The following is a 26,598-nucleotide window of genomic DNA, read 5'->3' on the forward strand; positions in this document are numbered from 1 at the left end:
CCAATCCTGATCAACAACACCCGCGAAGCCTGCTAGGATTGGCGCTTCGCTTCAATCAACCCGGCCGTGGGATCGGCCCCGGAGACTCCTGAATGACCCGTATTATCGAGTTCCTGATCGCCTTGGGGATCGTGGCTGGCCTGTTCGTCATCATTGGCGTTGTGCTGCCGGGCGAGCGTCACATTACCGAAAGCATCGAGACCAACCGCAAGATGACGATCGTGTACGACACGGTCAACAGCCTGCGCCGCTTCAAGGACTGGAACCCGCTCGTCCTGCGCGATCCCGCCGTTGAACTGAAGCACTCCGGCCCCGCCGCCGGCGTGGGTGCCCGCCTGGACTATTCCTCCAAGGAATCGTCGCTGGGCCAGGGCAGCTGGACGATCACCGAGTCCGAGCCGAACAAGCGCGTGGCCATCGCCATCGAGGACCAGACCAAGGGCCACGACAAGAAGACCAGCTTCACGCTTGAGCCGACCGGCAAGGGTGGCCGCAACGTCAAGATCACCCAGGACTACAGCATCAAGTACGGCTGGAACCTGTTTGGTCGTTACGCCGGTCTGTACGTCAGCCGTCACGTCGGTGACGACCTGAAGCTGGGTCTGTCGCGCATGGCCAACATGCTGGCTACCGTGCCGAACATCGACTACCGCACCGCCGAAGCCCCGCTGGTCGACCTGGCCATCGTCGATGCCCCGGCCGAAGACCTGCTGGTCGTCACCGCCGGCAACGTTGATCGCGGCGAAGCGACCATCACCAAGTCCATCAAGGACAACCAGGAGTGGATCAAGCGCGTGATGGAGGCCAATGACCTCGAAGCCGCCGGTCCGTTCCGCATCATCACCACTGACTTCGGTCAGGAGAAGTACGCCTTCGACGTGGCCCAGCCGGTCAAGAAGAAGGGTACTGCAGGCGCTTCGGCTGAAGCCCTGACGGTGAAGATCGATGGTGGTGCCCCGGTCAAGTACGTGCACGTTGCCCCGCACCGTACCGCCCACGCCAAGTACACCGGCCACATGGCTGGCCTGGACATCGCTCGCAACGCACTGCGTGCCTGGGCTGTGACCGGCGGCAACGAAGTGATCGATCGTCCGTACGAAACGTGGAACGGCGGTCTGGAGAAGTCGTTCACGCAGGAAGGTACGTACGACATCTACTGGGCCGTCAAGTAAACCGACGGTTGCCACGGATGTAACGTAGAACAGAAAACGCGCCGCTTCCTGCGGCGCGTTTTTTTTTGGAGGAAGATGCAGCCATGCTCAACCTGGAACGACGCGCGCGTAAACCTTCACTGCTGGCCTGCCTGGGGGGCCTGTTGGCGGCCACGGCCGTGGGCCTGTCGGCCTATGCCTCGCACGGAATCGCCGAACCGCTGGCGCAGTCGCATGTGAGTACTGCTGCGCTGTTCGCCTTTGGGCATGGCGTGGCGTTGGCCGTGCTGGGCCCCACCCAGCAGAACAGCGTGGGCAAGCTGGCGTTGTACGTGCTGCTGTTGGGCACGCTGTTGTTCTCCGGCAGCCTGGTGGCCGGCGCGTTGTGGCAGTTGCGCACCGGGCTGGCCCCGGTGGGTGGCACGGCCTTGATGCTCGGGTGGGTGGTGTACGCGCTCAATGCCCTGAGGCGCTGACATGCCGCGCTTCCGCCGGGGCTTTGATGTAGACGAGGCGCACGACTGGCTGTCGCGCCGCGACCGTCGGCTGGGCAGCTGGATGAAGCGGCTCGGGCCGGTGGCGGCGCCGCCTGGCTGGGCACGCAGTTTCGACCCGGTCGATGCCCTGGCCCGCGCGATCCTGTTCCAGCAGCTCAGCGGCAAGGCCGCCTCCACCATCGTGGGCCGGGTGGAGACGGCCATCGGCAGCACCCGCCTGCACGCCGACACCCTGGCACGGATCGACGACCCCGGCCTGCGCAGCTGCGGTGTCTCCGGCAACAAAGCGTTGGCCCTGCGTGACTTGGCCCGGCGCGAGGCGGCAGGCGAGATTCCCGACCTGCGGCGGATGTCGGTGATGCCGCACGACGCGATCATCGACGCACTGGTGCCGATCCGTGGCATCGGCCGCTGGACCGTGGAAATGATGCTCATGTTCCGGCTCGGCCGCCCAGACATCCTGCCCATCGACGACCTGGGCGTGCGCAAGGGCGCCCAGCGGGTGGACAAGGCAGAAGCAATGCCGACCCCGAAGGAGCTGGCCGCCCGCGGCGAAAAGTGGGGCCCGTTCCGGACCTACGCCAGCCTGTACCTGTGGCGCATCGCCGATTTCACCGAAAGCCCGAAGGCCAGCACCAACCGCTCCCAGGATTGACCTGTCCCGCCAACTGACACATCGCCGCGCACGGACAATCGCGCGCACGTACGATCGCCGTGCACCGACAATCGCCGCGCACCGAAAATCGCCGCGTAGGGACACGCCATGCGTGTCCACGGGACGCCGAACGAAGCCCAGCCACGCAGGGCGTGGCTCTACATCGGCGCGGTGATCGCCCGTGGTGCGAGGTGCCACGCGCGGGCCGCATGGCGCTGTCGCGATCCATGCTGCTTACGCCCCGTTATTCGCGCGAAACATCCGCGACGGCAGGCTGCAGCTTGGGCGCAAACGCCGGGTCCTCACTCAACCGCGTACGCGGCGGGCGGCTGCGCACCGTGCGCATATGCCGGTGGTAGCGGAAGGTGGCGAGCGTGCCGCGCACGCTGACGAAGGCGAGCAGGGCCGTGAAGCCGACGCCGCTCAACGACCCCTGGCCACTGCTGATGTTCAGCAGGGTGCCCAGTACGCTCATTGCACACAACACCAACACCGCGCAGGCAGCGGTCCGGCTTCGCTTGTAGACCCCGAATGTCGCCAGCCCATAGATGACGAACGTGGCCGCCATGACCAGCAGCAGGAAGCGGTTGGCTGGGTCGCCGGAAGCAAGCAGCCCAATCGTGCCGATGCCACCGGCGACGGCCCCGATGGCCAGCATGATCCACATGTGCCGGATCGGGCTGGTGATCTCACGAGGCGGTTCGTCGCGCCAATCGCGACGCGTGGCAGCCGCAGGTACGACGCGGCTGGCCTGGTACGGGCTCTGGTCTTCCATGACGCGCTCTCCCCCTGGATGATGCGCGAAGCTTAACGGCAGATGTACCGCTTGGGTAGAGCCACGCGCTGCGTGGCTGCGCCGGAAGCGGGATCAGGTCGCCTTCCAGCACCAATGCCACGGCTCGTACACGATGCCGTGGGGGTTGTCGCGGGGGTAGCTCAGGTGGAAGCCATAGCTTCCCGCGTGCTCCAGCAGCCACGCGAACGCAGCGGTTGACTCGAAGCTCTCCTCGGCCGGCGGTTCCCCCGGGCTGCTGATATCCAGCGCACGCCCGCTGTGGTGTTCGCTGTACCCCGGTGCGGCGTTGACCTGCAGGATCGCATCCACCTCCAGCCCGCGTGCGCGTTTGCGCGCGAAGATGCCCAGCTGGTAATCGTGGCTGCGGTAGCCCGAGATGGCCTCCAGCACGGTGCCCTCGCGCGCGGCCTGCTGCTGCATGCGCTGCCAGGCGCGCGCGGCGCCCTGCTGCAGCCACAGCGGGCGGCGGTAACGGTCGAAGCCGGCCAGCGCCAGCCGTTCCGGTTCGGCTTCCAGCGCCAGTGCGGTGTCCTGCTCATAGCGCCCCGCATCGATGCCCAGCTCTTCCAGCCGGTCCTGCAGCCCGCTCAGCGGCAGCAAGGCATCGGCTGCATGCGCGCGCTGCGTGCCATGCAGCGCCAGGTCCAGGGCATCGAGCGCTTCCTCGATCCCCGGCTCGCGCATCAGGTGCGGCACCAACGGCAACAGGCCGTGCGCGGTGGCGGCGGCCAGGTACTGCCCATCACGCTTGCGCCGCAGTACCCAGCGGGCCCGGGCCAGCGCCCGTGCATCGGCGTTGCTGCGCGCGCGCAGCAGGCCGCCGGGCCACAGTTCGATATCGGCGGTGTTGATCAGCAGGGCAGGGTGTCGGCGCATGCGTACAGCTTATCGCGCAGCCTGCGCGTTCAGCGCATCCAGCAGGGCGCGCGGGTGCTCGGGGCTGAGCAGCAGCACGCGGTCGTCGCGCAGCGGCAGGTACAGCACGCGGCTGGGATCGGTGACAAGACAGAACGCCTTGTGCTTGCCCATCCGGTAATGGCCGGACTGGAACCCCGGCATGCCGAACCCGTTGATCTTCATGCCCGGTTTGAACTGGCTGTGTTCGGCCAGGTCGACGATGCGCGCCTGGTCCAGCAGCATCGACGAGACCGCCGTGCGACGGCGGTAGAAGGTGGAGGTCACCAGCAGTTCGCCGTGTTCCAGCGTGATGCGGCGACGGAGGAACGCCCAGCTGAGCACGCCGCCCAGCACCAGCAGGAACGGCAGGGTGATGGCCATGTCCATCGGCGTGCGTTGTTCCTGCAGGTGCGTGGTGACCAGCAGCACGGCCACGCCCAGCAGCGGCAGCCACAGCCAGAGCAGGCGCCACAGCGGGGCGGGCGCCACCGCGAATTCAGTGGCGGGCACGGCCGTCGTCCGGGCTGCCACGTCAGAGCTCCTTCTTGAAGAAGAGCAACGCCACGCCCATCGGGGTGCCCTGCATCACGTTCACCAGCTCCCAGCCGAGTTGGCCCTGGCGGTTGAGTTCGGCCTGCAGGTCTTCCGGCTTCAGGCCGGTCCACGAGGGCTTAACTTCGACGGTGAGGTAGCTCCAGCGCTTGCTCATTCCTTGCTCTCCGGATCAGGTGCGGGTTTGGGAAGGCGTCCAGCCTTGCGCAGTGCGTCGCGCAGCACGTACTCGATCTGCGCGTTCAAACTGCGCAGCTCGTCATCGGCCCAGCGTTGCGCCGCCGCCAGTACGTCGGCATTGATCCGCAGCGGGTAGGCTTTCTTTTCGCTCATGCTCAGTACAACGAACCAGCGTTGACGATCGGCTGGGTGCCGCGGTCCGAGCACAGCACGGTGAGCAGGTTGCCCACCATCTGCGCCTTGCGCTCTTCATCCAGCTGCACCACGTTGTTCTTCTGCAGTTCGTTCAGGGCCATTTCGACCATGCCCACGGCACCGGCGACGATGCGCGTGCGCGCGGCGATCACTGCGTTGGCCTGCTGCCGCTGCAGCATCGCCTGGGCGATTTCCGGGGCGTAGGCCAGGTGGCTGATGCGCGCATCGAGCACCTGCACGCCGGCATCGGCCAGGCGTTCGGCCAGTTCGTCCTTGAGGTGCTGGGAAATCTCGGCGGCGTGGCTGCGCAGGGAGAGCTGGCCGTCCTCGTGCTGGTCGTAGGGGTAGCTGGTGGCCATCGCACGCAGGGCGGATTCGGACTGGATGTGCACGAAGCTTTCGTAGTCGTCCACGTTGTAGACCGCTTCGGAGGCGTCCACGACCTGCCAGACGATGACCGCGGCGATTTCGATCGGGCTGCCGTCCAGTTCGTTGACCTTGAGCTTGCCGCTTTCGAAGTTGCGCACGCGCTGGCTGACCTTCTTCTTGCTGAAGAACGGGTTGTTCCAGCGCAGGCCGTTGTCCTTGACCGTGCCGACGTACTTGCCGAACAGGCTCAGCACCGCCGCCTGGTTGGGCTGCACGGTGTACAGGCCGGTCAGGCTGAACAGGGCAATCAGGCCCAGCAGCACGCCGCCGAGCATCAGCAGCAGGTTGACGTTGCCGGGTTCGATCCCGGAGAAGAAGAGCCATGCGGAGACCACCAGCAGGGCCAGCACGGCCAGCAGGAAGGGGATGCCGGAGAGGGAGGGGACGGGCTTTTCTTTCATGGGGGCATCCTTTGCGGGTGGGTTTGGAATATTGATATCAAATTGATATCACTCCTGCAAGGGCCCCATCCCATAAAATGGCGTCCCGCCTCTGATGTCCGGAATATCGCCATGATCACGCTCGGCACGCCGCTGTCCCCCTCCGCCACCCGTGTCCTGCTGCTGGGCTCGGGCGAACTGGGCAAGGAGGTCGCCATCGAGCTGCAGCGGCTGGGGGTGGAGGTGATTGCTGCCGACCGCTATGCCGACGCCCCGGCCATGCAGGTGGCGCACCGGTCGCACGTGGTCGACATGCTCGATGCGATGGCGCTGCGCGCGCTGATCGCCGAGGAGAAACCGCACCTGATCGTGCCCGAGATCGAAGCCATCCACACCGAAACCCTGGTCCAGCTGGAGCAGGAAACCGGCCAGCGGGTGGTGCCGACCGCGCGCGCGGCGCGCCTGACCATGGACCGTGAAGGCATCCGCCGCCTGGCCGCCGAAACCCTTGGCCTGCCGACCTCGCCGTACCGCTTCGTGGACACCGAGGCCGAGTACCGCGCCGCCGTGGCGGCGATCGGTCTGCCGTGCGTGGTGAAGCCGGTGATGTCCTCCTCGGGCAAGGGCCAGAGCACGCTGCGCGACGAGGCCGACATCGCGCCGGCCTGGGAATATGCACAGACCGGTGGTCGTGCCGGTGCCGGCCGCTGCATCGTGGAAGGCTTCATCGATTTCGATTACGAGATCACCCTGCTGACCGTGCGCCATGCCGGGGGCACCTCGTTCTGCGCGCCGATCGGGCATTGGCAGAAGGATGGCGACTACCGCGAAAGCTGGCAGCCGCAGCCGATGTCGCCGGCCGCGCTGGCGCGTGCCGAAGAGATCTCGCAGGCGATCACCGATGACCTGGGCGGCTGGGGCCTGTTCGGCGTAGAGCTGTTCGTGAAGGGCGACGACGTGTGGTTCAGCGAAGTCTCGCCGCGCCCGCATGACACCGGCCTGGTCACGCTGGCCTCGCAGGAACTGAGCGAATTCGCGCTGCACGCGCGCGCCATCCTGGGCCTGCCGATCCCGCTGATCCGCCAGAGTGGCCCGTCGGCCTCCTGCGCGATGCTGGCGCACGGCGAAGGCGTGCCGGTCTTCAGCAACGTAGAGGCGGCACTGGCGCATCCGGACACGGCGCTGCGCCTGTTCGGCAAGCCGAGCGTTCATGGGCACCGCCGGGTTGGGGTGACGCTGGCGCGGGCTGAGTCCATCGACGAAGCGCGGAAGATCGCGCGCGAGGCGGCGGAAGCGATCACGATCAAGTTGCCCGCGTAAGGCGTTGGCGTCTTCGTTTCTACGTGCTGGGGCGGCCGTCGGGCCGCCCCCGAGAGATGGCGTTGTGCGGAACGAACGGCAAGCATGGCCGGTAACGCATTGCAATCATCAACCCGGTAGGTATCGACCGTTGGTCGATACGCTCTTACCGCACGTCCACCCACACCAGGTGGTGGTCGCTGCCGTCGGCGATCTTCGCTTCGGGGCTTTCGTTGGCCGGCCAGAACACGCCGCTGCCGATGTAGTTGAAGCCCACTGACGGCAGCACGTAATCCAGGCGCATGGTGCCGGATTTCGGCCCGAAATCGCCGGTGGCGTGGAACGGCGCACCCTTCCGCACGATGCCCTTTTCGGCATAGGCCAGGCTGGTCTGCTCGGCACCTACGCTGCGCGGGGTCGGGTAGCGCAGCACGCGCGCGTTTTCGATCAGTTCGACGATCGCGTCATGGCGGCCATCGCCATCCACCGGGTCGTTGTTGAGGTCGCCCAGGATCACGAAGCGCGCGTCCTGTGCCAGCCCGCCGCAGGTGCCCTTGTCATCGCACAGCCAGGGCTTGTCGCCGGCCGCCAGGTATTCCTGCCACAGCCGCAGTTCGTCGTGGTTGCGCGCCGCGTTGCGCTTTTCCGGGCCGTCGAACACCGGCGGGGTGGGGTGCGAGACCAGTGCGTGCACCACGCCGTTGGGGGTGTGCACCGGCACGTCCCAATGCGACTTGGACGACAACCGCAGCTGCGACCACACGTGGTCGTTGTAGAACGACTTGCCGCTGCGCGGGTCGATCGGGCGCAGCGCGCCGGGCAGCGTGCTCCACTTCAGCAGCTGGAAGCTGCGCACCTTGGCCTCGTCGATCGGGTACCGCGACAGCACCAGCATGCCGTACTGGCCCGGGTGCAGGCCGTAGCCCCAGGCATCGTTGCCGCGGTTGCGGCCGTCGCCGCCGATCTGGCCGTTGTTGTCCAGGTCCAGCCCGCTCTGCACGCCGGTGTTGACCGGGGCCAGGTAGCGGTAGGCGAAGTGCAGCGGCTCACCGCCGCCCGGCTGGGCCACTTCCAGGTAGCGCTGCTGGAACAGGTCGGCGGCGCGGTGGGCGTCGTCGTAGTCGAATTCGTTGAGCAGCACCAGGTCCGGGCGCACCTGCTGCAGCACCGCGGCGATCTTGCGCGCGTGCGCGCTGTCGCTTTCCAGTTCGGCGATCAGCCCGCCGGTCTCATCGCTGTACAGCGAGGTGTTGTAGGTGGCGATCCGCAGCGGCGCGGAGGTGGCTTCCGGCATGGCGGCGGTCTTGGTCGGGGTTTGGGCGCAGGCGCCGCAGAGCAGGGCCAGGGCGAGGATCAGGGGATGGGCTTTCATCCCGCTATTCTGCACGGGCGGGCATTGCAATGGCGGGTCAGATGCCGTCCAGCGCCTCGTCGAACTCGTGCCAGCGGCGGCCGTCGTAGGCCTCCAGCGGCCGGAAGCGGCGCTTGTAGTCCATCTTGCGGTGGTTGCGGATCCAGTAGCCCAGGTACAGGTGCGGCAGCTGCTCGCGCCGGGCCCAGGCGATCTGCTGCAGGATCGCGAAGGTGCCCAGCCCGCGGTGGGCGTGGTCCGGGTCGAAGAAGGTGTACACCGCCGACAGCCCCTGCGGGGTGACATCGGTGACCGCCACCGCCAGCAGCGGGCCTCGATGGCCATCTTCGGCCGGTCCGCGGATTTCCAGGAAGCGACCCTGCGACCACTGCCCGATCAGGAACTGGTCGAACTCGTGCGGGCCGTGCTCGTCCATGCCGCCCTGGGCGTGGCGATGGGTCAGGTAGCGGTGGTACAGCGCGAACTGCTCATCGGTCTGCTCGGCAGCCACGATCCGCACTTCCAGGTCGTCGTTGCGCGCCAGGCAGCGGCGCTGGCTGCGGTCGGGTGCGAAACGGGCCACCGGCACCCGCACCGACACGCAGGCATGGCAGTTGGCGCAGTGCGGGCGGTAGACCAGATCGCCGGAACGGCGGAAGCCCCAGCTCAGCGCCATCGGGTACAGCGTGCCCAGCCGCTGGTCGTGCGGGTCCAGCACCAGGTCGCGCGCAGCCCGCTCCGGCCAGTAGCCACAGGGATGGTCCCCGGTCTGGAACAGGCGCAGCTCGTCGTCGCGGTCGGTGTGGATCGCCATGCCCACAGCATAGCGCCGGGGCGTCGCAGGCGGCGCGACTGTCTGGCGAATGAACACGGCCGGTGGCGCTGTCAACGCGGCCGGCGCCCGCGCGTTTTCTCTCCCGTGGGTGCCAACGCACCGCACGAAACATCCCCCAAACACCGGAGTGACCCATGCGCAACCGCAAACCCCTTCTGCTGCTGGCCCTGCTGATGACCACCGGCGCTGCCGGCCTGGCGGTGGCCGCCGATACCCCGGCCACGCCCGCCAAGCCGGCCCGCGCGATGCTGGACACCAATGGCGATGGTTTCGTCGACCGTACCGAGGCCGCCAAGGCGCCGCGCCTGGCCGAGAAGTTCGACAGCCTGGACACCAACAAGGACGGCAAGCTGTCCCGCGAGGAACTGCCGCGCTGGCAGGGCAAGCGCCACGGCCGTGGCCCGGGTGGCGGGCATGAGCGCCTGGAAAAGCTGGACGCGAACAAGGACGGCCGGATCAGCCGCGACGAAGCCAAGGCCGACCCGAAGCTGGCCGCGCGCTTCGACCAGATGGACCTCAACAAGGACGGCTACCTGGACAAGGCCGACCGCGAGCTGGGCATGAAGCAGCACCGTGATGCGTGGTTCGCTGCGGCCGATACCAACAAGGACGGCCAGCTGAGCAAGGCCGAATTCGACGCGGCCAAGGGCCCGTTCGGTGGCCCGCGCGGCGAACACCGCGGCGACAAGCCGCCGATGCCGCCGAAGGCAAAGTAACGTAGCGCCGGGCCCTGCCCGGCAACCCGGAAAGCGCCGGTCACCGACCGGCGCTTTTTCATGGGTCAGATCAACCCGCGCTCGCCGGCCACGGTCAGGATCAGGCCGACGATCACCAGATTGGTGATCAGCAAAGCAGGTCGTCCGTACATCGACTGGTACACCCAGCTGGGTCCCGTGCGTCCCTTGCGTGCGGCATCACGCGCGATCATCGGCGCCATGATCCGTTGCAGCGGCACCAGGATCTGGTAGTTCACCAGGGCGGTGCCCAGCACCATCGCGGCCAGCGACAGATACACCGGTGCATTCAGCACCGTCAGCGCCAGCACCGCCGCGCAGACCAGCATCGCGGTGAACGTGCTGTAGTGCACGAAGCGATGCACCGCCGCGCGCTCGGCCAGTGTCTGGGTGTAGCAGAGCAGGTAGCGGCCACCGAGGTAGCTGCCGATCACGCCGCCGGCCATCGCGCCGATGGCGATGGTCCAGTTGAACTCCGGGCCGAGCAGGTGGCTCTGGCTGGCTGCCGCGCCCAGTGAGCCCATTGCCGCACCGCCGGACAGGCTGGCACCGCCCAGGCCGAGCTTGCTGCTGCCCACGCCCACGCTGGTGCCCAGCAGGATCGCCGCGCTCGCCGTGCCCGGTGCGGCTACCATCACCATGGAAACCACCGCGGTGGCGAAGGCCGCGCTGGGCGCGCTGCCGCGCGCGAACTCGCCGAAGCGCCGCAGCATTTCCTCGCGCACGCTGGCGCGTGCCCGCGACAGGCGCTTGCGCACGGCGGCATCGCTCAGCCCCAGCAGGTTGGCCACCTGCTGCGAGCTCTGGCCTTCGCGGTAGTACAGCAGCAGCGTTTCGCGGCTGTCCTCGGGCAACGCGGAGATGATCTCTTCGGCGGCCACTTCCTCCTCCACCCGCTGCAGGTATTCCGGCGCGGAGGGGCCCGGGTCGGCGGCCATGCTGATGGCGATCTCGGCGGCCTCGCCCGACAGCGGCCGGCCGCGGTTGGCGCGCAGCCAGTCGCGGGCCAGGTTGCGGGTGATCTGGCGTAGCCAGGGCAGGAAGCTGCCGTGGTTGTGCAGCTGGTTGAGTTGCTGCCAGCCCTTGATGAAGGCTTCCTGCGCGATGTCCTCGCTGGCCTGCACGTCGCGGGTGATCGCCAGCGCGATCGCGGTCACGGTGTTCTGGCAGGCCAGCACGATGCGCCCGTACGACTGCTGGCAGCCGCCGGCGGCGGCAGGCAGTTCGCGGTCCAGCGTGTCGATCAGCGGCAGCGTGGTCATGGCGTCGGTCCCTGTGGGTGGTGACATCATGACGGGATGGGGCGGGGAATGTGACCGGGGGCGGGGCGGGGCGGGGTCGCGCGAGGGGCGCGGTAGAGCCGACTGTCAGTCGGCTGCTCTTCGTTCCGGCATCATGAGCGCCTGACAGGTGGCTCCGGCAGGCGGTAAACGTCGACCACACCATCGGCGTGGTGCGTTACGGTCTTCGGACGCTTGGGCCGCGCTGGCGCGCGGTTGCCGACTGACAGTCGGCACTACGAGTTTTTACGTGCGCAGGGAGATCCGGATACGTCGGGTCGGCTCACGGTTGTTGGGTCGGAGGTGTGATCCGGACTCGCACCTCTTCTTCTTCCTGCGCTGGCGCCGGTTCGGCTGCCGGGGCCTGGGGTTGTGCCTGTTGCGTCTGTACCGGTGCAGCCGTCGGGGCACTGCGGTGGCGCATCACCACCACCATTGCCACGGCGGCGATGATCAGCAGCAGGCCGATGCGGATGCGCCAGGCCCAATTGCGGCGTGGGGCCACGTCGTCGGCCTGGTCGCGGAAGGCGAATTCGGCGGTGGGGTGGTCGCGCCGGGTGGTTTCCAGCAGTCGGGCATCGCGCAGGATTTCGCGCGCGCGCGGCTGGTCGTTGGCGTGTACCACCCACAGGGTGGGGTGGGTGGTGGCCTTGCTGGTGTCCAGGTAACTGAACTGGCTGCCGCGTTTGCTGTGGTACGAGCGCCCGTTGGTGATGCGCACCTCGATGCCGGCATCGCGCAGCAGTTTGGCCACGCCTTCCACGGTTTCCACGCGCTGGCTGGTGAAGATCTGACGCATATCGAATTATTCCTTGGCCGGTACGGCGGCGGCCGCGGCACTGTCATCCACCACGCGGATCAGGCCTTCCTGCGCGGTGCTGGCAACCAGTATGCCGTTGCGGGTGAAGAACTGGCCACGGGCCAGCCCGCGCGAATCCTGCGCGCTGGGGCTGTCCAGCGAATACAGCAGCCAGTCGTCGGCGCGGAACGGGCGGTGGAACCAGATCGCATGGTCCAGCGAGGCCATCTGCACGTGCGGCTGGTAGTAGCTGATGCCGTGCGGGAAGGTCGCGGTGCCGAGCAGGTGGAAGTCCGACGCATAGGCCAGCAGCGCCTGGTGCAGTTCGGGCGCATCGCCCACCGTTTCATTCAGGCGCAGCCACACCTGGTGGTAGGGCGGGCGCTTGGGCGGGTGCAGTTCATCGCGCGGGTACACGTGGCGGAACTCGAACGGGCCGCCGCGCGAGAGCCAGCGCTGCACCTTGATCGGCAGCCGTTCCAGCACTTCCGGCGGCAGTGGGCGGTTCGGTTCGATGTCTTCCGGTTGCGGCACTTCGGGCATCTTGTGTTGGTGCTCGGCCCCGCTTTCGGCCTGCTGGAACGAGGCGGCGCAGAAGAAGATCACCTTGCCGTGCTGGATCGCGGTGACCCGGCGCACGGAGAAGCTGCCGCCATCGCGGGTGCGGTCCACGTCGTACACGATCGGGTGGTCGATGTTGCCGGCGCGCAGGAAGTAGGCATGCAGCGAATGCACATGCCGGCCGTTCTCGACCGTGGCCTGGGCCGCCGAGAGGGCCTGGCCCAGCACCTGGCCGCCGAACACGTATTTGGTGCCGATGTCGCGGCTCTGGCCGCGGAACAGGTTGTCTTCCAGGCGCTCGAGCGTGAGCAGGTCGATCAGCTCGGAAACGACGGGTTCTTGCGGCTGGGACAAGGCGGCGGCCTGGCGTTGGGACGGACGGGAATTATACCGGTGGTGGCCAGTCGCCAACTGCCGGCGCCGTGCGCCGCCGCCCGACCAACGGTCGGGCGCTACCGGGCACACCGCCCCATCGCCGGTAGCACCCGACCGTTGGTCGGGTGGCCTTGGCTTACGCTTTTCCCAGCCGTGCCACCAGCGTCTGCAACGCCTGCTGCGCATCCGGGGCATACCAGGCCTCGACGAACCGGTCCAGCCGGATCAGGTCGGCGTGCAGTGCTTCATGCAGGTCTTCGCGGGCAATGGCGCGGGTGAGCAGCATCGGCTGGCGCGGCAGCTTCAGCAGGCGACCCAGCCAGGCCACCGCGCGCGGCACCACGTCGGCCGGGGCGGCCAGCTCATCCACCAGCCCGATCTCCAGTGCGCGTTCGGCCGGTACCATTTCACCGCCGATCAGCAGCTGCGAGGCGCGGTGGTGGCCCACCACCCGGCGCATCAGGCGCTGGATGCCTTCCGGCGCCACCAGCCCCACCTGCACCTCGTTCAGGCCGATCACCGTGGGCTGGGCCGGGTCCGGGCTGCGCGCCAGGATCCGGTAATCGCAGCACAGCGCCAGCACGCAGCCGCCGGCCGGGGCGTGGCCGGTCAGCGCGGCCACCACCGGCACGCGGCTCTCGGCGAGGGTGCGCACCGCGCCGAAGAACGCCTGCCAGCTGTCCAGCAGCTTGTGCCGGTCCTCGCCGTGGCTGAGCAGGTGCGGCACGTCCATGCCGGCGCTGAAGATGCGCTCGCTGCCCGACAGCACGATGCCGTGCACGTCATCGGCCATGGCCTGGTTGATGTCGTGGATCAGCTGACGGCACAACTCGGTGTCCAGCGCATTGACCGGCGGGCGGGCCAGCCGCAGCTCGCGGATGGGGCCATGGTTGATCACCTCGATAAGCGTCGTCATGCTGCGATCTCGTTGCGGGCAGGGAACTGAGGCGATGATAACCAAACCATTCGTGTGCGTATTGTTGGCGATGTGTGCGGCCGCAGCATCGGCCACAGCGGCGGAGCCGTCGTGTGTGACGGTGCGCGAGGGCTGGGTGCGGTTGCCGCCGCCGGGGGTAACGATGGCGGCCGGTTACGGCGAGATCCATAACGGCTGCAGGACGCCGGTGACCGTGGTGGCCGCCGGCAGCAAGGCCTTCGGCGACGTTTCGCTGCATGAAACCACGCTGGTCGACGGTGTGGGCCGGATGCGCGCGGTGGAGCGGCTGCCGATCGCGCCGGGATCGAGCGTAGCGTTGAAGCCCGGCGGCCTGCACCTGATGTTGATGCAGCCGGAAGTGCCGCTTGCGAAGGGCGGCCAGGTGCCGTTGCGTTTGAGTTTGGAAGACGGCCGTAAGGTGGACGCGATGCTTGCCGTCCGTGCCGACGCCCCTAGGTCGGCAGTGCGGTAGACAGCGTTAGCCTCGGAGAAACGTCATGCGTTCGTCGCACGTAGACGATTTCAGTGCAGTCGTTTGGGAACCGACCCTACCGGCGCCATGCCCCACTGCGTCGGTGATGCGGGTCGGGCGCGGACCCGCTGGTAGGGTCGCTCCCCAGACGACTGCGCGCGGAGCGTCCACGAGCGGTAGGGCATGACCACAAACGCAGACGCCTGTTGAACGAAACAGGCCGCCTCATCGGCGGCCTGTCTGATTCAAGTAGACGCGTTGCGAATTGCGTCCGGCAGCGGGGCGCTCTTGCCGGTCTGGGTGTCCATCCACACCACCACCACGTTGCCATCCGAATACAGCGTGCTGTCGTTCTTCTGGTCCACGATGCGGTGGCCGATCGTCACGCTGCTGTTGCCCAGGCGCTCGACGAACAGCTCCACCACGATGTCGTTGGGCCACACGATCGGCAGGCGGTAGTTGACGTTGGTCGCCGCCACCACCGGCGCGATACGGTCGGTCATGGCAACGCCTTCCACGCCCAGCATCCAGCGCACGCGCGCCTCTTCCAGGTAGGAGATGTACTTGGCGTTGTTGACGTGGCCCATGCTGTCCATGTCGCGCCAGCGCACGCTGATCGGCACGCGGGCCAGGATCTTGTGTTCGCTGCTCATTACTTCTTCTTCGCCTTCGTGGTCTTGGCAGGGCTGGTCTTGCTGGGGGTGGTGGCGCGCTTGGCGGCCACCGCATTCTTGGCCACCTTGGCCGGCTTTTCCGGCTTGGCCTTGCGCGGCGGGCGGGCGTCGGGCTTGTTGGCTACCGCCGCCGGGCGTTCCGGGCGCGCGCTGACCGAGGGCAGCATCTTGGCCAGGAACTGGCCGGTGTACGACGCCGGGTGCGCGGCCACGTCCTCGGGCGTGCCGGTGACCAGGATGGTGCCGCCGCGGTGGCCACCTTCCGGCCCCAGGTCGACGATCCAGTCCGCAGTCTTGATCACGTCCAGGTTGTGTTCGATCACCACCACCGTGTTGCCCTCGTCGCGCAGCTTGTGCAGCACGCCCAGCAGCGCTTCGATGTCGTGGAAGTGCAGGCCGGTGGTCGGCTCGTCCAGGATGTACAGCGTGCGCCCGGTATCGCGGCGCGACAGCTCCTTGGACAGCTTCACGCGCTGCGCTTCACCACCGGACAGCGTGGTCGCGCTCTGGCCCAGCTTGATGTAGCTCAGGCCCACGTCCACCAGCGTTTCCAGCTTGCGCGCGATGCTCGGCACCGGTTCGAACAGCTTCAGCGCATCTTCGACGGTCATCTGCAGCACGTCGTTGATGTTGTAGCCCTTGTACAGGATCTCCAGCGTTTCGCGGTTGTAGCGCTTGCCGTGGCACACATCGCAGGGCACGTATACGTCCGGCAGGAAGTGCATCTCCACCTTGATCAGGCCATCGCCCTGGCACGCTTCGCAGCGGCCGCCGCGCACGTTGAAGCTGAAACGGCCCGGCGAATAGCCGCGCGCACGTGCTTCGGGCACCTGCGCATACAGCTCGCGCAGCGGGGTGAACAGGCCGGTGTAGGTGGCCGGGTTCGAACGCGGGGTGCGGCCGATCGGCGACTGGTCGATGTCCACGACCTTGTCGAACAGGTCCAGGCCTTCCACGTCCTTGTACGGCGCGATCGGGTGCGAGGAGCCGTTGATCTCGTTGGCGGCCAGCGAGAACAGGGTGTCGTTGATCAGGGTCGACTTGCCCGAACCGGACACCCCGGTGATGCAGGTCAGCAGGCCCGACGGAATGTCCAGGTCCACGCCCTTGAGGTTGTTGCCGCTGGCACCGCGCAGGTGCAGCGTCATCTTCGGGTTCGGCTTGTGCCGGCGCGCGGGAATCTCGATCGCGCGCTTGCCCGACAGGTACTGGCCGGTGAGCGAACGCGGCGCGTCCAGGATGTCCTGCAGGGTGCCCTGGCCGACGATCTCGCCGCCGTGCACGCCGGCGCCCGGACCGATGTCCAGCACGTAGTCGGCCAGGCGGATCGCATCTTCGTCATGCTCGACCACGATCACCGTATTGCCCAGGTCGCGCAGGCGGGTGAGGGTGCCCAGCAGGCGCTCGTTGTCGCGCTGGTGCAGGCCGATGGAGGGCTCGTCGAGCACGTACATCACCCCGACCAGGCCGGCGCCGATCTGGCTGGCCAGGCGGATGCGCTGGGCTTCGCCACCGGACAGGGTGTCGGCCTTGCGCTCCAGGGTGAGGTAATCCAGGCCCACGTCGACCAGGAAGCCCAGGCGCTCGCCGATCTCCTTGACGATCTTGCCTGCGATCTCGCCGCGCCAGCCGGGCAGGGTCATGCCGCTGAAGAACTTCAGCGCTTCATCGATCGGCAGCACCACCAGTTCCGGCAGCGCACGGTCGGCCACGAACACGTTGCGCGCGGCGCGGTTCAGGCGCTGGCCCTGGCATTCGGGGCAGTTGCGTTCGCTGATGTACTTGGCCAGCTCTTCGCGCACCGCCGCCGATTCGGTTTCCTTGTAGCGGCGTTCCAGGTTCGGAATGATGCCCTCGAAACGGTGCTTGCGCTGGGTGCGGCCACCGGCTTCGGTGAAGTAGGTGAAGGTGATGGTTTCATCGCCGCTGCCGTACAGCACGGCCTTGCGCACCGGCTCGGACAGGCTCTGCCACGGCGCGTCGGTGTCGAACTTGTAGTGCTTGGCCAGCGAGGCGATCAGCTGGAAGTAGTACGCGTTGCGGCGGTCCCAGCCGCGCACGGCACCGGCCGACAGCGACAGCTCCGGGTGCACCACCACGCGCGAGGGGTCGAAGAATTCGGCCATGCCCAGGCCATCGCAGCCCGGGCAGGCGCCCACCGGCGAATTGAACGAGAACAGGCGCGGTTCCAGCTCCGGCAGCGAGTAATCGCAGACCGGGCAGCTGTACTTGGACGAGAACAGGTGGGCCGGGGCGTCCTCGACATCCAGCGACTGCACCGAGACCATGCCGTCGCCCAGCTTCAGCGCGGTTTCAAAGCTTTCGGCCAGGCGCTGCTTGATGTCCTCGCGCGGACGGAACCGGTCGATCACCGCTTCGATGGTGTGCTTCTGGCGCAGCGCCAGCGGCGGCACCGCATCGATTTCATGCAGCGCACCGTCCACCCGCACGCGCACGAAGCCCTGCGCGCGCAGCTGGTCGAACACCTGGGCATGCTCGCCCTTGCGTTCGCGGATCACTGGGGCCAGCAGCATGTAGCGCTGTTCCGGGTCCAGGGTCAGCACGTGGTCCACCATCTGGCTCACGGTCTGCGCTTCCAGCGGGTAGCCGTGGTCGGGGCAGCGCGGGCTGCCCACGCGGGCGTACAGCAGGCGCAGGTAGTCGTAGATCTCGGTGATGGTGCCCACGGTCGAACGCGGGTTGTGCGAGGTCGACTTCTGCTCGATGGAGATCGCTGGCGACAGGCCTTCGATATGATCCAGGTCCGGCTTTTCCATCACGCTCAGGAACTGGCGGGCATAGGCCGACAGGGACTCCACGTAGCGGCGCTGGCCTTCGGCGTAGATCGTGTCGAAGGCCAGCGAGGACTTGCCTGAGCCGGACAGGCCGGTAATGACAATCAACTTGTCGCGGGGCAGGTCGAGATCGATGTTCTTGAGGTTGTGCGTCCGCGCGCCGCGGATGCGGATGAAATCCATCGCCATGGGGGATCCGTTGAAAGTGGGGCAAGCGGAGACGGCAATCGGTCAGCCTACCGAGCTTGGGATTTGGGGGCAATCAGCGACATTGCCAGCCCCTTGTCTCATCTATTGAGACCGGCGGGCCCTGAACCTGAACGGGGTTCAGGGGAGGACGGCTCAAAGCAGGGGGTGGGTTGACCCGGGCTGGGGTGAGTCATTAAAATCCCGCTTCTGTCCGCCCTCGATGGCGGCAGTCCATAGACCACAATAACTACAGAGGAAGTCTGGTCATGTACGCAGTACTGGTAACCGGCGGTAAGCAATACCGCGTGGCGCAGGGCGAAACGCTCCGCGTTGAAAAGCTCGAAGTCGAAGTCGGCAACGAGATCAAGTTCGAAGAAATCCTGATGCTGGGTGACAGCGATGGCATCAAGCTGGGCGACGCTCTGAGCGGCGCTTCGGTCACCGCCAAGGTCGTGTCGCAGGGTCGTGCCGACAAGGTCCGGATCATCAAGTTCCGTCGCCGCAAGCACCACATGAAGCGCCAGGGTCACCGTCAGTACTACACCGAAATCGAGATCACCGGCATCGCCGGTGGCAAGAAGTAATAAGGAGAAGCAGTCATGGCACATAAGAAGGGCGTAGGCTCATCGCGCAACGGTCGCGACTCCAACCCGAAGTACCTCGGCGTCAAGATCTTCGGTGGCCAGGCCATCGATGCCGGCAACATCATCGTGCGTCAGCGCGGCACCCAGTTCCACCCGGGTACCGGCGTCGGCCTCGGCCGTGACCACACCCTGTTCGCGCTCGTCGACGGCAAGGTGGAGTTCTCGGTGAAGGGCCCGAAGAAGCGTCGTACCGTCAGCGTCGTCGCCGAAGCCTGAGCTTCGCGGCACGCAGGCGCCCCCGCCCCGGCGTGGGGCCGCTGACGAAAGCCCCGCTTCGGCGGGGTTTTTGTTTTTCACGTTAGACTCTGCGGTCGGGCGCACCCGTTGCCCACCGCCTCCAGTTGGCATCCAGAATCATGAAACTTGTAGACGAAGCAGAAATCCAGGTTACCGCCGGCAATGGCGGCAACGGCTGCGTCGGTTTCCGTCGCGAGAAGTTCATTCCGCTGGGCGGCCCGGACGGCGGCGACGGCGGCAATGGCGGCAGCGTGTACATCCGCGCCGACGAAAACCTCAATACCCTGGTCGATTTCCGCCACGAGCGCATCTTCAAGGCGCAGCGCGGCGAGAACGGCATGGGCCGCCAGGCCTATGGCAAGGGCGGCGAAGACCTGGTCATCACCGTGCCGGTCGGCACCGTGGTGATGAACGTGGCCACCGACGAAGTGATCGGTGACCTGACCCAGCACGACGACATCCTGCTGGTGGCCAAGGGCGGCAAGGGCGGCCTGGGCAACATGCACTTCAAGAGCTCCACCAACCGTTCGCCGCGCCAGTCGCTGCCGGGCGAGGAGGGCGAGGAGCGCCTGCTCAAGCTGGAGCTGAAGCTGCTGGCCGACGTCGGCCTGCTGGGCTTCCCCAATGCGGGCAAGAGCACGCTGATCCGCGCCGTGTCCGCTGCCACCCCCAAGGTGGCCGATTACCCGTTCACCACCCTCTACCCCAACCTGGGCGTGGTGCGCGTGGAGAACTACCGCAGCTTCGTGATTGCCGACATTCCCGGCCTGATCGAAGGTGCCGCCGATGGTGCCGGCCTGGGCGCGCAGTTCCTGCGCCACCTGCAGCGCACCCGCCTGCTGCTGCACCTGGTGGACATCTCCCCCATGGAGGGCGGCGTGGAAATCTCGCCGATCGAGCAGGTCCGTGCGATCGAGCGCGAGCTGGCCAAGCATGACCCGGAGCTGCTGGAAAAGCCGCGCTGGCTGGTGCTGAACAAGGCCGACCTGATGTTCGAGGACGAGGCCAAGGCGGCGGCCGAGAAGATCATCGCCGAGCTGGGCTGGACCCAGCCGTGGTACCTGGTCTCGGCGCTGGGCCGTGAAGGCACCTGGCCGATCATGACCAACATCATGGCCTTCTTCGACCGCCAGAAGGAAGACGAAGCGGATGCGCGCAACGCGCTCTGACGCTGACGTTGCTTCCTCGGAAAACCCGGCTTCGGCCGGGTTTTTCTGTGAGGCCGTCAACCACGCAAAAAACCCGGCCAGGGCCGGGTTTTTGTACCGCACGCCGCGCCAGGCGCGGCGTTGCGCCGTATCAGGCGGCCTTGAGGGCCTTGATGCGCGCGGTCAGGCGGCTCTTGTGGCGAGCGGCCTTGTTCTTGTGGATCAGACCACGCGAGCTGAAACGGTCGAGGATCGGCTGGGCGACGGCAAAGGCTGCCTCGGCGCCGGCGGCATCGTTGGCGTCGAGCGCCTTGATCACCTTCTTGACAGCGGTGCGCAGCATCGAACGCTGAGCCGTATTGCGCGCGTTGCGCACGACGGTCTGCTTGGCGCGCTTCTTGGCGGACTTGATATTGGCCACAGTGGTGGTTTCCTGAAAAATCGGTGTAATGGGAACAGCAAGCTGGAAAGTATGATGGCTCGAAAAATGTACGTCAAGTCAATTGTCAAGAGGAAACACGGGTGAGTTCACCAAGGATGTTGCGCGGGCTGCTGTCTTTCAGCAGCATGACCATGATTTCACGGGTGCTGGGCCTGGTCCGCGATCTGGCCGTCACCACCACGTTCGGCACCAATGCGGTGACCGACGCCTTCTGGGTGGCCTTCCGGGTGCCCAACTTCCTGCGCCGCCTGTTCGCGGAGGGCTCGTTCGCCACCGCCTTCGTGCCGGTGTTCACGGAAGTGAAGGAAACCCGTTCGCATGAGGAACTGCGCGAGCTGATGTCGCGCGTGGCCGGCACCCTGGGCGCGGTGCTGCTGCTGGTCACCGCGCTGGCGCTGATCTTCGCCCCGCAGCTGGCCACCCTGTTCTCCAGCGGGGTCGACACCGACCCGGCCAAGCACGGCCTGCTGGTGGACCTGTTCCGGCTGACCTTCCCGTTCCTGCTGTTCGTCTCGCTCACCGCCTTGGCCGGTGGCGCGCTGAACAGCTTCCAGCGCTTCGCCATGCCGGCGCTGACCCCGGTGATCCTCAACCTGTGCATGATCGCCGGCGCGCTGTGGCTGGCGCCGCGGCTGGGCGGCACGCCGGAAAAGCAGATCCTGGCGCTGGGCTGGGCCGTGCTTGCCGCCGGCGTGCTGCAGCTGCTGTTCCAGCTGCCGTCGCTGCACGGCATCAACCTGCTCACGCTGCCGCGCTGGGGCTGGACCCACCCCGGCGTGCGCAAGGTGCTGACCCTGATGGTGCCGACCCTGTTCGGCTCCTCGGTGGCCCAGATCAACCTGCTGCTGGATACCGTGATCGCGGCCAAGCTGACCGATGGCTCGCAGTCCTGGCTATCGCTGGCCGACCGCTTCCTGGAGCTGCCGCTGGGCGTGTTCGGGGTGGCGCTGGGTACGGTGATCCTGCCGGCGCTGGCCCGCCACCATGTCAGTACCGACAAGGCCGGCTTCTCCAGCGCGCTGGACTGGGGCCTGCGCACCACGCTGCTGATCGCCGTGCCGGCCATGCTCGGCCTGATGCTGTGCGCCGAGCCGCTGATCGCCACGATCTTCCAGCATGGCCAGTTCACCGCCTTCGATACCCGCATGACCGCGCTGTCGGTGTACGGCCTGAGCTTCGCCCTGCCGGCCTTCGCCCTGCTCAAGGTGGTGCTGCCGGCGTTCTACGCCCGCCAGGACACCCGTACCCCGGTGCGCGCCGGCCTGGTCGCGCTGGTGGCCAATATGGTCTTCAACTTCATCCTGCTGGCCGTGCTGTACCACGTGATGGTGCCCGAGGCGCTGAAGGCGCAGGGCGTGTGGGTGGCGCTGGGCAAGCAGCCGGGCCTGCACCTGGCGCTGGGCATTGCCAGCGCGCTGTCCAGTTACCTGAATCTCGGCCTGCTCTGGTACTGGCTGGGCAAGACCGACGTGTACCAGCCCAAGGCGGGCTGGGGCGGCTACGTGACCCGCCTGGGCCTGGCCTGCGCGGCCATGGTGGCAGTCCTGCTGGGCCTGCTGCAGCTGATGACCGACTTCACCGACATGGACAAATGGCACCGGATCGGCAACCTCGCGCTGCTGGTCGGCGGCGGTGGCCTGACCTACCTGCTGGCCCTGGTCGCCATGGGCTTCCGCCCGCGTCACCTGCGCGAGCATTGATCCATGGGCACCCCGGCTATACTTCATGGCTATCCCTTGCAACGCATCGGTCCTGACGGGCCGGATTCCCAGTAGATGACCAGGTTGTTCAGAAGCATCGAAGGCGGGCCTTTGTTCCCGCACGGAAGCGTGGTCTGCATCGGCGCATTCGACGGCCTGCACCTTGGCCATCGTGCGCTGGTGCGGCATGCGGCCGCGCGTGCCCGCGCGCTGGGCGTGCCCGCCGTGGCGGTCGCGTTCGAACCGCTGCCGCGCGAATACTTCGCCCAGGGCGAGCCGCCGCCGCGGCTGACCCTGGCCCGCGACAAGGTCACCATCCTGCGCGATTTCGGCGTGGATGCCATCGGCCTGCTGCGTTTCGATGCGGCCATGGCCGCCATGCCCGCCGAAGCCTTCGTCGAACAGCTGCTGGTCAACCGGCTGGGCGCGCGCGAAGTGTGGATCGGGCCGGAGTTCTGCTTCGGCAACCGCCGCCGCGGTGACCTGGCCCTGCTGCAGGCCATGGGCGCCGAACGCGGCTTCAGCGCCGGCGAGATCGACCCGGTGGATTTCCACGGCGAGCGCATTTCCGCCACCCGCATCCGCCAGCTGCTGCGCGAGGGCGATTTCGCCCATGCGGCCGATCTGCTCGGGCGCCCGTATGCGATCGGGGGCAGGGTAGTGCGCGGGCGCCAGCTCGGCCGCACCCTCGGCTTCCCCACCGCCAACCTGCGCTTCCCGAAAACGCCGGCGCTGGCGGGCATCTATGCCACCTGGGTGCACGGCGTGTTCGACCAGCCGTGGCCGTCGGTATCCAGCTTCGGCACCCGGCCGACCGTGGACGGGGTGGAGCCGCTGCTGGAAGCGCACCTGTTCGATTTCCAGGGCGACCTGTACGGTCGGCATATCCAGGTTGAGTTCGTCGCCAAGCTGCGCGACGAAGAAAAGTTCCATGATCTGGCGGCATTGACCGACCAGATGCACCGTGACGCCGATCAGGCCCGTCACATCCTTTCCGAACACAGATTGCGAGCCACTGCGTGAGCCAGGACTACAAAGCCACCCTTCATCTGCCGGCCACCGAATTCCCGATGCGCGGCGACCTGCCCAAGCGCGAGCCGGGCATTCTGTCGCGCTGGGAAGACGAGGGCCTGTACGCCCGCCTGCGCGAAAACGCGCAGGGTCGCCCGCTGTTCGTGCTGCACGACGGCCCGCCGTACGCCAATGGCCAGATCCACCTGGGCCATGCGGTCAACAAGATCCTCAAGGACATCATCGTCAAGTCGCGCTACCTGGCCGGCTTCGATGCCCCCTACGTGCCCGGTTGGGATTGCCACGGCCTGCCGATCGAAATCGCGGTCGAAAAGAAGTGGGGCAAGGTCGGCGTCAAGCTCGATGCCGTCGAGTTCCGCCAGAAGTGCCGCGATTACGCCGAAGAGCAGATCGACCTGCAGCGCCGCGACTTCAAGCGCCTGGGCGTGATCGGCGATTGGGACAACCCGTACAAGACCCTGAGCTTCGATTTCGAAGCCAATGAAATCCGCGCGCTGTCCAAGATCTTCGCCAACGGCCACATCGTGCGCGGCGCCAAGCCGGTGCACTGGTGCTTCGATTGTGGCTCGGCGCTGGCCGAAGCGGAAATCGAGTACCAGGACAAGACCTCGCCGGCCATCGACGTGGCCTACGTGGCGCGCGATTCGGCGCAGCTGGCCGCGCGCTTCGGCGTGAGCCTGCCGGCCGATGTCGAGGTCGCCGTGCCGATCTGGACCACCACCCCGTGGACGCTGCCGGCCTCGCTGGCGGTGTCGCTGGGCGCGGATATCCAGTACGCCCTGGTCGAAGGCCCGGCCCATGCCGGCAAGCGCCGCTGGCTGGTGATCGCCGCCAGCCTGGCCGAGCGCGCCCTGCGCCGCTATGGCGTGGAAGACGTCGTCGCGCACGGCCATGCCGCCGGTGCCGCACTGGAAAACCTGCTGCTGGCCCACCCGTTCTACCCGCAGCGCGATATCCCGCTGCTCAACGGCGCGCACGTGTCCGATGAAGACGGTACCGGTGCGGTGCATACCGCCCCCGGCCACGGCCAGGAAGATTTCGTGGTCAGCCAGCAGTACGGGCTGATGGACAACTACACCGCCGCCCAGATCAACCCGGTGGATGGCCGTGGCGTGTACCTGCCGTCCACCCCGCCGGCCGGCGAGGTGGTGCTGGCAGGCGTGCACCTGTGGAAGGCGCAGCCGTTGATCGTGGACGTGCTGCGCGACTCCGGTGCGCTGCTGGCGTTCGTGGAAATCGTGCACAGCTACCCGCACTGCTGGCGCCACAAGACGCCGGTGGTGTTCCGCGCCACCCCGCAGTGGTTCATCTCGATGGACCAGGCCAACCTGCGCAGCGATGCCATGGCCGCCATCGACAACGTCGGCTGGTTCCCGAGCTGGGGCAAGGCGCGCATCGGCAGCATGGTCGATGGCCGCCCGGACTGGTGCATCAGCCGCCAGCGCACCTGGGGCGTGCCGATCGCACTGTTCACCCACCGCGAAACCGGCGAGCCGCACCCGCGCACCGTCGAGTTGATGCAGCAGGTGGCCGACCGCGTGCAGGCCGGCGGCATCGACGTCTGGTACGCGCTGGACGCGGCCGAACTGCTGGGCGATGAAGCGGCGCAGTACGAGAAGGTCACCGACATCCTCGATGTCTGGTTCGACTCGGGCGTCACCCATGAAGGCGTGCTGCTGGAGCGTGGCTTCGGCAAGCCGGCCGACCTGTACCTGGAAGGTTCCGACCAGCACCGCGGCTGGTTCCAGTCCTCGCTGCTCACCGGCGTGGCCATCGACAAGCACGCGCCCTACAAGCAGTGCCTCACCCATGGTTTCACCGTGGATGAGAAGGGCCGCAAGATGTCCAAGTCCCTGGGCAACGGCATCGAACCGCAGGACATCATGAAGACCCTGGGCGCGGACATCCTGCGCCTGTGGATTGCCTCGGCCGATTACAGCAACGAAATGTCGCTGTCGCAGGAAATCCTCAAGCGCAACGCGGACGCCTACCGGCGCCTGCGCAACACCGCGCGCTTCCTGCTCGGCAACCTGGACGGCTTCGATCCCGCCCAGCACCTGGTCGCTCCCGCCGACATGGTCGCGCTGGACCGCTGGATCGTGCACCGCGCCTGGGAAGTGCAGGAGAAGATCAAGGCGGCGTACACCGGCTACAACATGGCCGAAATCGTGCAGCTGCTGCTGAACTTCTGCAGCGTGGACCTCGGCTCGCTGTACCTGGACGTCACCAAGGACCGGCTGTACACCATGCCGACCGACTCGCGCGGCCGCCGTTCGGCGCAGAGCGCGATGTACCACATCGCCGAAGCGTTCACCCGCTGGATCGCGCCGATCCTGACCTTCACCGCCGATGAGCTGTGGGGCTACCTGCCGGGCGAGCGCAAGGAAAACGTGCTGTTTGCCACGTGGTACGAAGGCCTGGTGCCGCTGCCGGCCGATGCCGCGATCAACGCTGCCGACTTCGACCAGCTGCTGGCCCTGCGCGAGCAGGTGGCCAAGGTGCTCGAGCCGATGCGCGCCAACGGTGCTATCGGCGCCGCGCTGGAAGCGGAAATCACCGTCGCCGCCAGCGAGGAAACCGCCGCGCGCTGGCAGCCGCTGGCCGATGAACTGCGCTTCCTGTTCATCAGTGGCGATGTCAGCGTGCGCCCGGCTACCACCGACGAGGTGTTCGTCAGCGCCCAGCCGACCACCAAGCAGAAGTGCGTGCGCTGCTGGCACTACCGTGCCGACATCGGCAGCGTGGCCGCCCACCCGGAACTGTGCGGTCGTTGCGCAAGCAACGTCGACGGTGCCGGCGAAGACCGGAAGTGGTTCTGATGGCCGCCCCGCGTCCGCGCCCGAGCGCGCTGGTGTGGCTGGTGCTGTCGGCCGCCATCATCATCCTCGACCAGTGGAGCAAGGCCTGGGTCCTTTCCAGCCTGCCCGAGTACCAGCCAGTAGCCGTCATCGACGGCTTCTGGAACTGGTACCGCACCTACAACACCGGCGCAGCGTTCAGTTTCCTGAGCGACGCCGGTGGCTGGCAGCTGTGGTTCTTCACCGCGCTGGCGGTGGGCATCAGCGGCCTGATGGCGTTCTGGCTGTCGCGCACCCCGCGTGCGCACTGGCGCAGCGCCGTGCCGTACGCGCTGGTGATCGGCGGGGCCATCGGCAACGTCATCGACCGCCAGGTGCACGGCCACGTGGTCGATTTCATCCAGTGGTACGTGGGTGAGCACTATTGGCCCTCGTTCAATATCGCCGACGCCGCCATCGTGGTCGGTGCCATCGGCATCGCGGTGTTCGGCCTGTTCGACGGCAAGGCCGCCAAAAAGGCGGATAATGCCAACCCGTAACCCACCGCCGGCCGCTGCCGGGAGA

General features: G+C 67.1%; 28 protein-coding genes. 13 read left to right on the forward strand and 15 right to left on the reverse strand.

Translation table 11 applies throughout. The annotated features are described in order from the left end of the window. The first annotated feature begins 92 nt into the window (after positions 1 to 92). The 3 genes from SOM39_RS15375 to SOM39_RS15385 all read left to right on the forward strand — a co-directional run bounded on the left by SOM39_RS15375 (position 93) and on the right by SOM39_RS15385 (position 2,303). On the forward strand, positions 93 to 1,172 hold the full coding sequence (locus tag SOM39_RS15375; protein WP_068850143.1) for an SRPBCC family protein: 1,080 nt from the start codon (positions 93 to 95) through the stop codon (positions 1,170 to 1,172). 83 nt (positions 1,173 to 1,255) lie between these two features. Beyond that, positions 1,256 to 1,627, forward strand: a complete 372-nt coding sequence (locus tag SOM39_RS15380; RefSeq protein WP_320458831.1) for a DUF423 domain-containing protein — start codon at positions 1,256 to 1,258, stop codon at positions 1,625 to 1,627. Position 1,628: 1 nt separating this feature from the next. Next, positions 1,629 to 2,303: a DNA-3-methyladenine glycosylase family protein gene (locus SOM39_RS15385; protein ID WP_217536820.1), complete on the forward strand. Its 675-nt coding sequence runs from the start codon at positions 1,629 to 1,631 to the stop codon at positions 2,301 to 2,303. Positions 2,304 to 2,547: 244 nt separating this feature from the next. Here SOM39_RS15385 and SOM39_RS15390 read toward each other — a convergent pair whose 3' ends face one another. The 6 genes from SOM39_RS15390 to SOM39_RS15415 all read right to left on the reverse strand — a co-directional run bounded on the left by SOM39_RS15390 (position 2,548) and on the right by SOM39_RS15415 (position 5,753). After that, positions 2,548 to 3,078 carry a hypothetical protein gene (locus SOM39_RS15390; RefSeq protein WP_320458832.1) on the reverse strand — a complete coding sequence of 177 codons (531 nt, stop codon included), beginning with the start codon at positions 3,076 to 3,078 and terminating at the stop codon, positions 2,548 to 2,550. 93 nt (positions 3,079 to 3,171) lie between these two features. Beyond that, positions 3,172 to 3,975, reverse strand: a complete 804-nt coding sequence (locus SOM39_RS15395) for a M15 family metallopeptidase (RefSeq protein WP_320458833.1) — start codon at positions 3,973 to 3,975, stop codon at positions 3,172 to 3,174. 9 nt (positions 3,976 to 3,984) lie between these two features. Further along, positions 3,985 to 4,506 carry a PH domain-containing protein gene (locus SOM39_RS15400; RefSeq protein WP_217536826.1) on the reverse strand — a complete coding sequence of 174 codons (522 nt, stop codon included), beginning with the start codon at positions 4,504 to 4,506 and terminating at the stop codon, positions 3,985 to 3,987. Positions 4,507 to 4,528: 22 nt separating this feature from the next. Next, entirely contained in the window at positions 4,529 to 4,705 is a 177-nt protein-coding gene (locus SOM39_RS15405) for a DUF4177 domain-containing protein (RefSeq protein WP_083214084.1), read from the reverse strand. Beyond that, positions 4,702 to 4,881: an Arc family DNA binding domain-containing protein gene (locus SOM39_RS15410; protein WP_070206839.1), complete on the reverse strand. Its 180-nt coding sequence runs from the start codon at positions 4,879 to 4,881 to the stop codon at positions 4,702 to 4,704. Before SOM39_RS15410 ends, SOM39_RS15405 begins: the two co-directional genes overlap by 4 nt. A 2-nt stretch (positions 4,882 to 4,883) precedes the next feature. Further along, positions 4,884 to 5,753, reverse strand: a complete 870-nt coding sequence (locus SOM39_RS15415; protein ID WP_095363408.1) for an SPFH domain-containing protein — start codon at positions 5,751 to 5,753, stop codon at positions 4,884 to 4,886. Between the two features lie 111 nt (positions 5,754 to 5,864). Here SOM39_RS15415 and purT point away from each other — a divergent pair, with 111 nt between their 5' ends. Further along, positions 5,865 to 7,052 (forward strand): formate-dependent phosphoribosylglycinamide formyltransferase, encoded by a 1,188-nt coding sequence (gene purT, locus SOM39_RS15420; RefSeq protein WP_320458834.1) that lies wholly within the window; start codon positions 5,865 to 5,867, stop codon positions 7,050 to 7,052. Between the two features lie 145 nt (positions 7,053 to 7,197). Here purT and SOM39_RS15425 read toward each other — a convergent pair whose 3' ends face one another. Together SOM39_RS15425 and SOM39_RS15430 are read right to left on the reverse strand one after the other, a co-directional pair. Next, positions 7,198 to 8,403, reverse strand: coding sequence for an endonuclease/exonuclease/phosphatase family protein (locus tag SOM39_RS15425; protein WP_320458835.1), 1,206 nt, complete (start codon positions 8,401 to 8,403; stop codon positions 7,198 to 7,200). A gap of 37 nt (positions 8,404 to 8,440) precedes the next feature. Further along, entirely contained in the window at positions 8,441 to 9,196 is a 756-nt protein-coding gene (locus tag SOM39_RS15430) for an arginyltransferase (protein ID WP_068850166.1), read from the reverse strand. 155 nt (positions 9,197 to 9,351) lie between these two features. On the opposite strand from SOM39_RS15430, the gene SOM39_RS15435 reads away from it, so the two are divergent. Beyond that, positions 9,352 to 9,933, forward strand: a complete 582-nt coding sequence (locus SOM39_RS15435) for an EF-hand domain-containing protein (protein ID WP_320458836.1) — start codon at positions 9,352 to 9,354, stop codon at positions 9,931 to 9,933. A gap of 65 nt (positions 9,934 to 9,998) precedes the next feature. Here SOM39_RS15435 and SOM39_RS15440 read toward each other — a convergent pair whose 3' ends face one another. The 4 genes from SOM39_RS15440 to SOM39_RS15455 form a co-directional block, all read right to left on the reverse strand. Further along, positions 9,999 to 11,213, reverse strand: a complete 1,215-nt coding sequence (locus tag SOM39_RS15440) for an RNA polymerase sigma factor (protein WP_320458837.1) — start codon at positions 11,211 to 11,213, stop codon at positions 9,999 to 10,001. Positions 11,214 to 11,514: 301 nt separating this feature from the next. After that, positions 11,515 to 12,030, reverse strand: coding sequence for a putative signal transducing protein (locus SOM39_RS15445; RefSeq protein ID WP_217536844.1), 516 nt, complete (start codon positions 12,028 to 12,030; stop codon positions 11,515 to 11,517). A 6-nt stretch (positions 12,031 to 12,036) separates the two neighbouring features. After that, positions 12,037 to 12,945, reverse strand: a complete 909-nt coding sequence (gene tesB, locus SOM39_RS15450) for an acyl-CoA thioesterase II (protein ID WP_068850178.1) — start codon at positions 12,943 to 12,945, stop codon at positions 12,037 to 12,039. Positions 12,946 to 13,102: 157 nt separating this feature from the next. After that, complete coding sequence (locus SOM39_RS15455) at positions 13,103 to 13,882, reverse strand: enoyl-CoA hydratase/isomerase family protein (RefSeq protein WP_068850181.1); 780 nt, start codon at positions 13,880 to 13,882, stop codon at positions 13,103 to 13,105. 34 nt (positions 13,883 to 13,916) lie between these two features. On the opposite strand from SOM39_RS15455, the gene SOM39_RS15460 reads away from it, so the two are divergent. Continuing rightward, entirely contained in the window at positions 13,917 to 14,375 is a 459-nt protein-coding gene (locus tag SOM39_RS15460) for a copper chaperone PCu(A)C (RefSeq protein WP_320458909.1), read from the forward strand. Positions 14,376 to 14,620: 245 nt separating this feature from the next. On the opposite strand, the gene SOM39_RS15465 is transcribed toward SOM39_RS15460, so the two are convergent. Both SOM39_RS15465 and uvrA read right to left on the reverse strand, forming a co-directional pair. Further along, the gene (locus SOM39_RS15465) at positions 14,621 to 15,028 is read right to left on the reverse strand and encodes an acyl-CoA thioesterase (RefSeq protein ID WP_306989424.1); all 408 of its coding nucleotides are present in this window, start codon (positions 15,026 to 15,028) and stop codon (positions 14,621 to 14,623) included. Beyond that, a complete protein-coding gene (gene uvrA / locus SOM39_RS15470) occupies positions 15,028 to 18,033 on the reverse strand; it encodes an excinuclease ABC subunit UvrA (RefSeq protein WP_320458838.1) in 3,006 nt (1,001 codons plus the stop codon). The genes SOM39_RS15465 and uvrA overlap by 1 nt, the downstream gene beginning before the upstream one ends. A 266-nt stretch (positions 18,034 to 18,299) precedes the next feature. On the opposite strand from uvrA, the gene rplU reads away from it, so the two are divergent. From rplU to cgtA, 3 genes are all read left to right on the forward strand, one after another. Continuing rightward, entirely contained in the window at positions 18,300 to 18,617 is a 318-nt protein-coding gene (gene rplU / locus SOM39_RS15475) for a 50S ribosomal protein L21 (protein WP_068850193.1), read from the forward strand. 15 nt (positions 18,618 to 18,632) lie between these two features. Beyond that, positions 18,633 to 18,893, forward strand: coding sequence for a 50S ribosomal protein L27 (gene rpmA, locus SOM39_RS15480; protein ID WP_019184517.1), 261 nt, complete (start codon positions 18,633 to 18,635; stop codon positions 18,891 to 18,893). 140 nt (positions 18,894 to 19,033) lie between these two features. Further along, complete coding sequence (cgtA, locus tag SOM39_RS15485; protein ID WP_068850197.1) at positions 19,034 to 20,083, forward strand: Obg family GTPase CgtA; 1,050 nt, start codon at positions 19,034 to 19,036, stop codon at positions 20,081 to 20,083. Between the two features lie 130 nt (positions 20,084 to 20,213). On the opposite strand, the gene rpsT is transcribed toward cgtA, so the two are convergent. Next, positions 20,214 to 20,483, reverse strand: coding sequence for a 30S ribosomal protein S20 (rpsT, locus tag SOM39_RS15490; protein ID WP_017354922.1), 270 nt, complete (start codon positions 20,481 to 20,483; stop codon positions 20,214 to 20,216). A gap of 116 nt (positions 20,484 to 20,599) precedes the next feature. Between rpsT and murJ the strand changes: the two genes are divergently transcribed. The 4 genes from murJ (at position 20,600) to lspA (ending at position 26,573) form a co-directional block, all read left to right on the forward strand. Beyond that, a complete protein-coding gene (murJ, locus tag SOM39_RS15495) occupies positions 20,600 to 22,204 on the forward strand; it encodes a murein biosynthesis integral membrane protein MurJ (RefSeq protein ID WP_068850200.1) in 1,605 nt (534 codons plus the stop codon). Positions 22,205 to 22,279: 75 nt separating this feature from the next. After that, the gene (locus SOM39_RS15500) at positions 22,280 to 23,227 is read left to right on the forward strand and encodes a bifunctional riboflavin kinase/FAD synthetase (RefSeq protein WP_210131637.1); all 948 of its coding nucleotides are present in this window, start codon (positions 22,280 to 22,282) and stop codon (positions 23,225 to 23,227) included. Beyond that, positions 23,224 to 26,055 (forward strand): isoleucine--tRNA ligase, encoded by a 2,832-nt coding sequence (gene ileS, locus SOM39_RS15505; RefSeq protein ID WP_320458839.1) that lies wholly within the window; start codon positions 23,224 to 23,226, stop codon positions 26,053 to 26,055. Before SOM39_RS15500 ends, ileS begins: the two co-directional genes overlap by 4 nt. Continuing rightward, on the forward strand, positions 26,055 to 26,573 hold the full coding sequence (gene lspA, locus SOM39_RS15510) for a signal peptidase II (protein ID WP_068850210.1): 519 nt from the start codon (positions 26,055 to 26,057) through the stop codon (positions 26,571 to 26,573). Before ileS ends, lspA begins: the two co-directional genes overlap by 1 nt. Positions 26,574 to 26,598: the final 25 nt, after the last annotated feature.

This window comes from Stenotrophomonas sp. CFBP8994, from assembly GCF_034044835.1.
GTDB classification, from domain to species: domain Bacteria; phylum Pseudomonadota; class Gammaproteobacteria; order Xanthomonadales; family Xanthomonadaceae; genus Stenotrophomonas; species Stenotrophomonas rhizophila_A.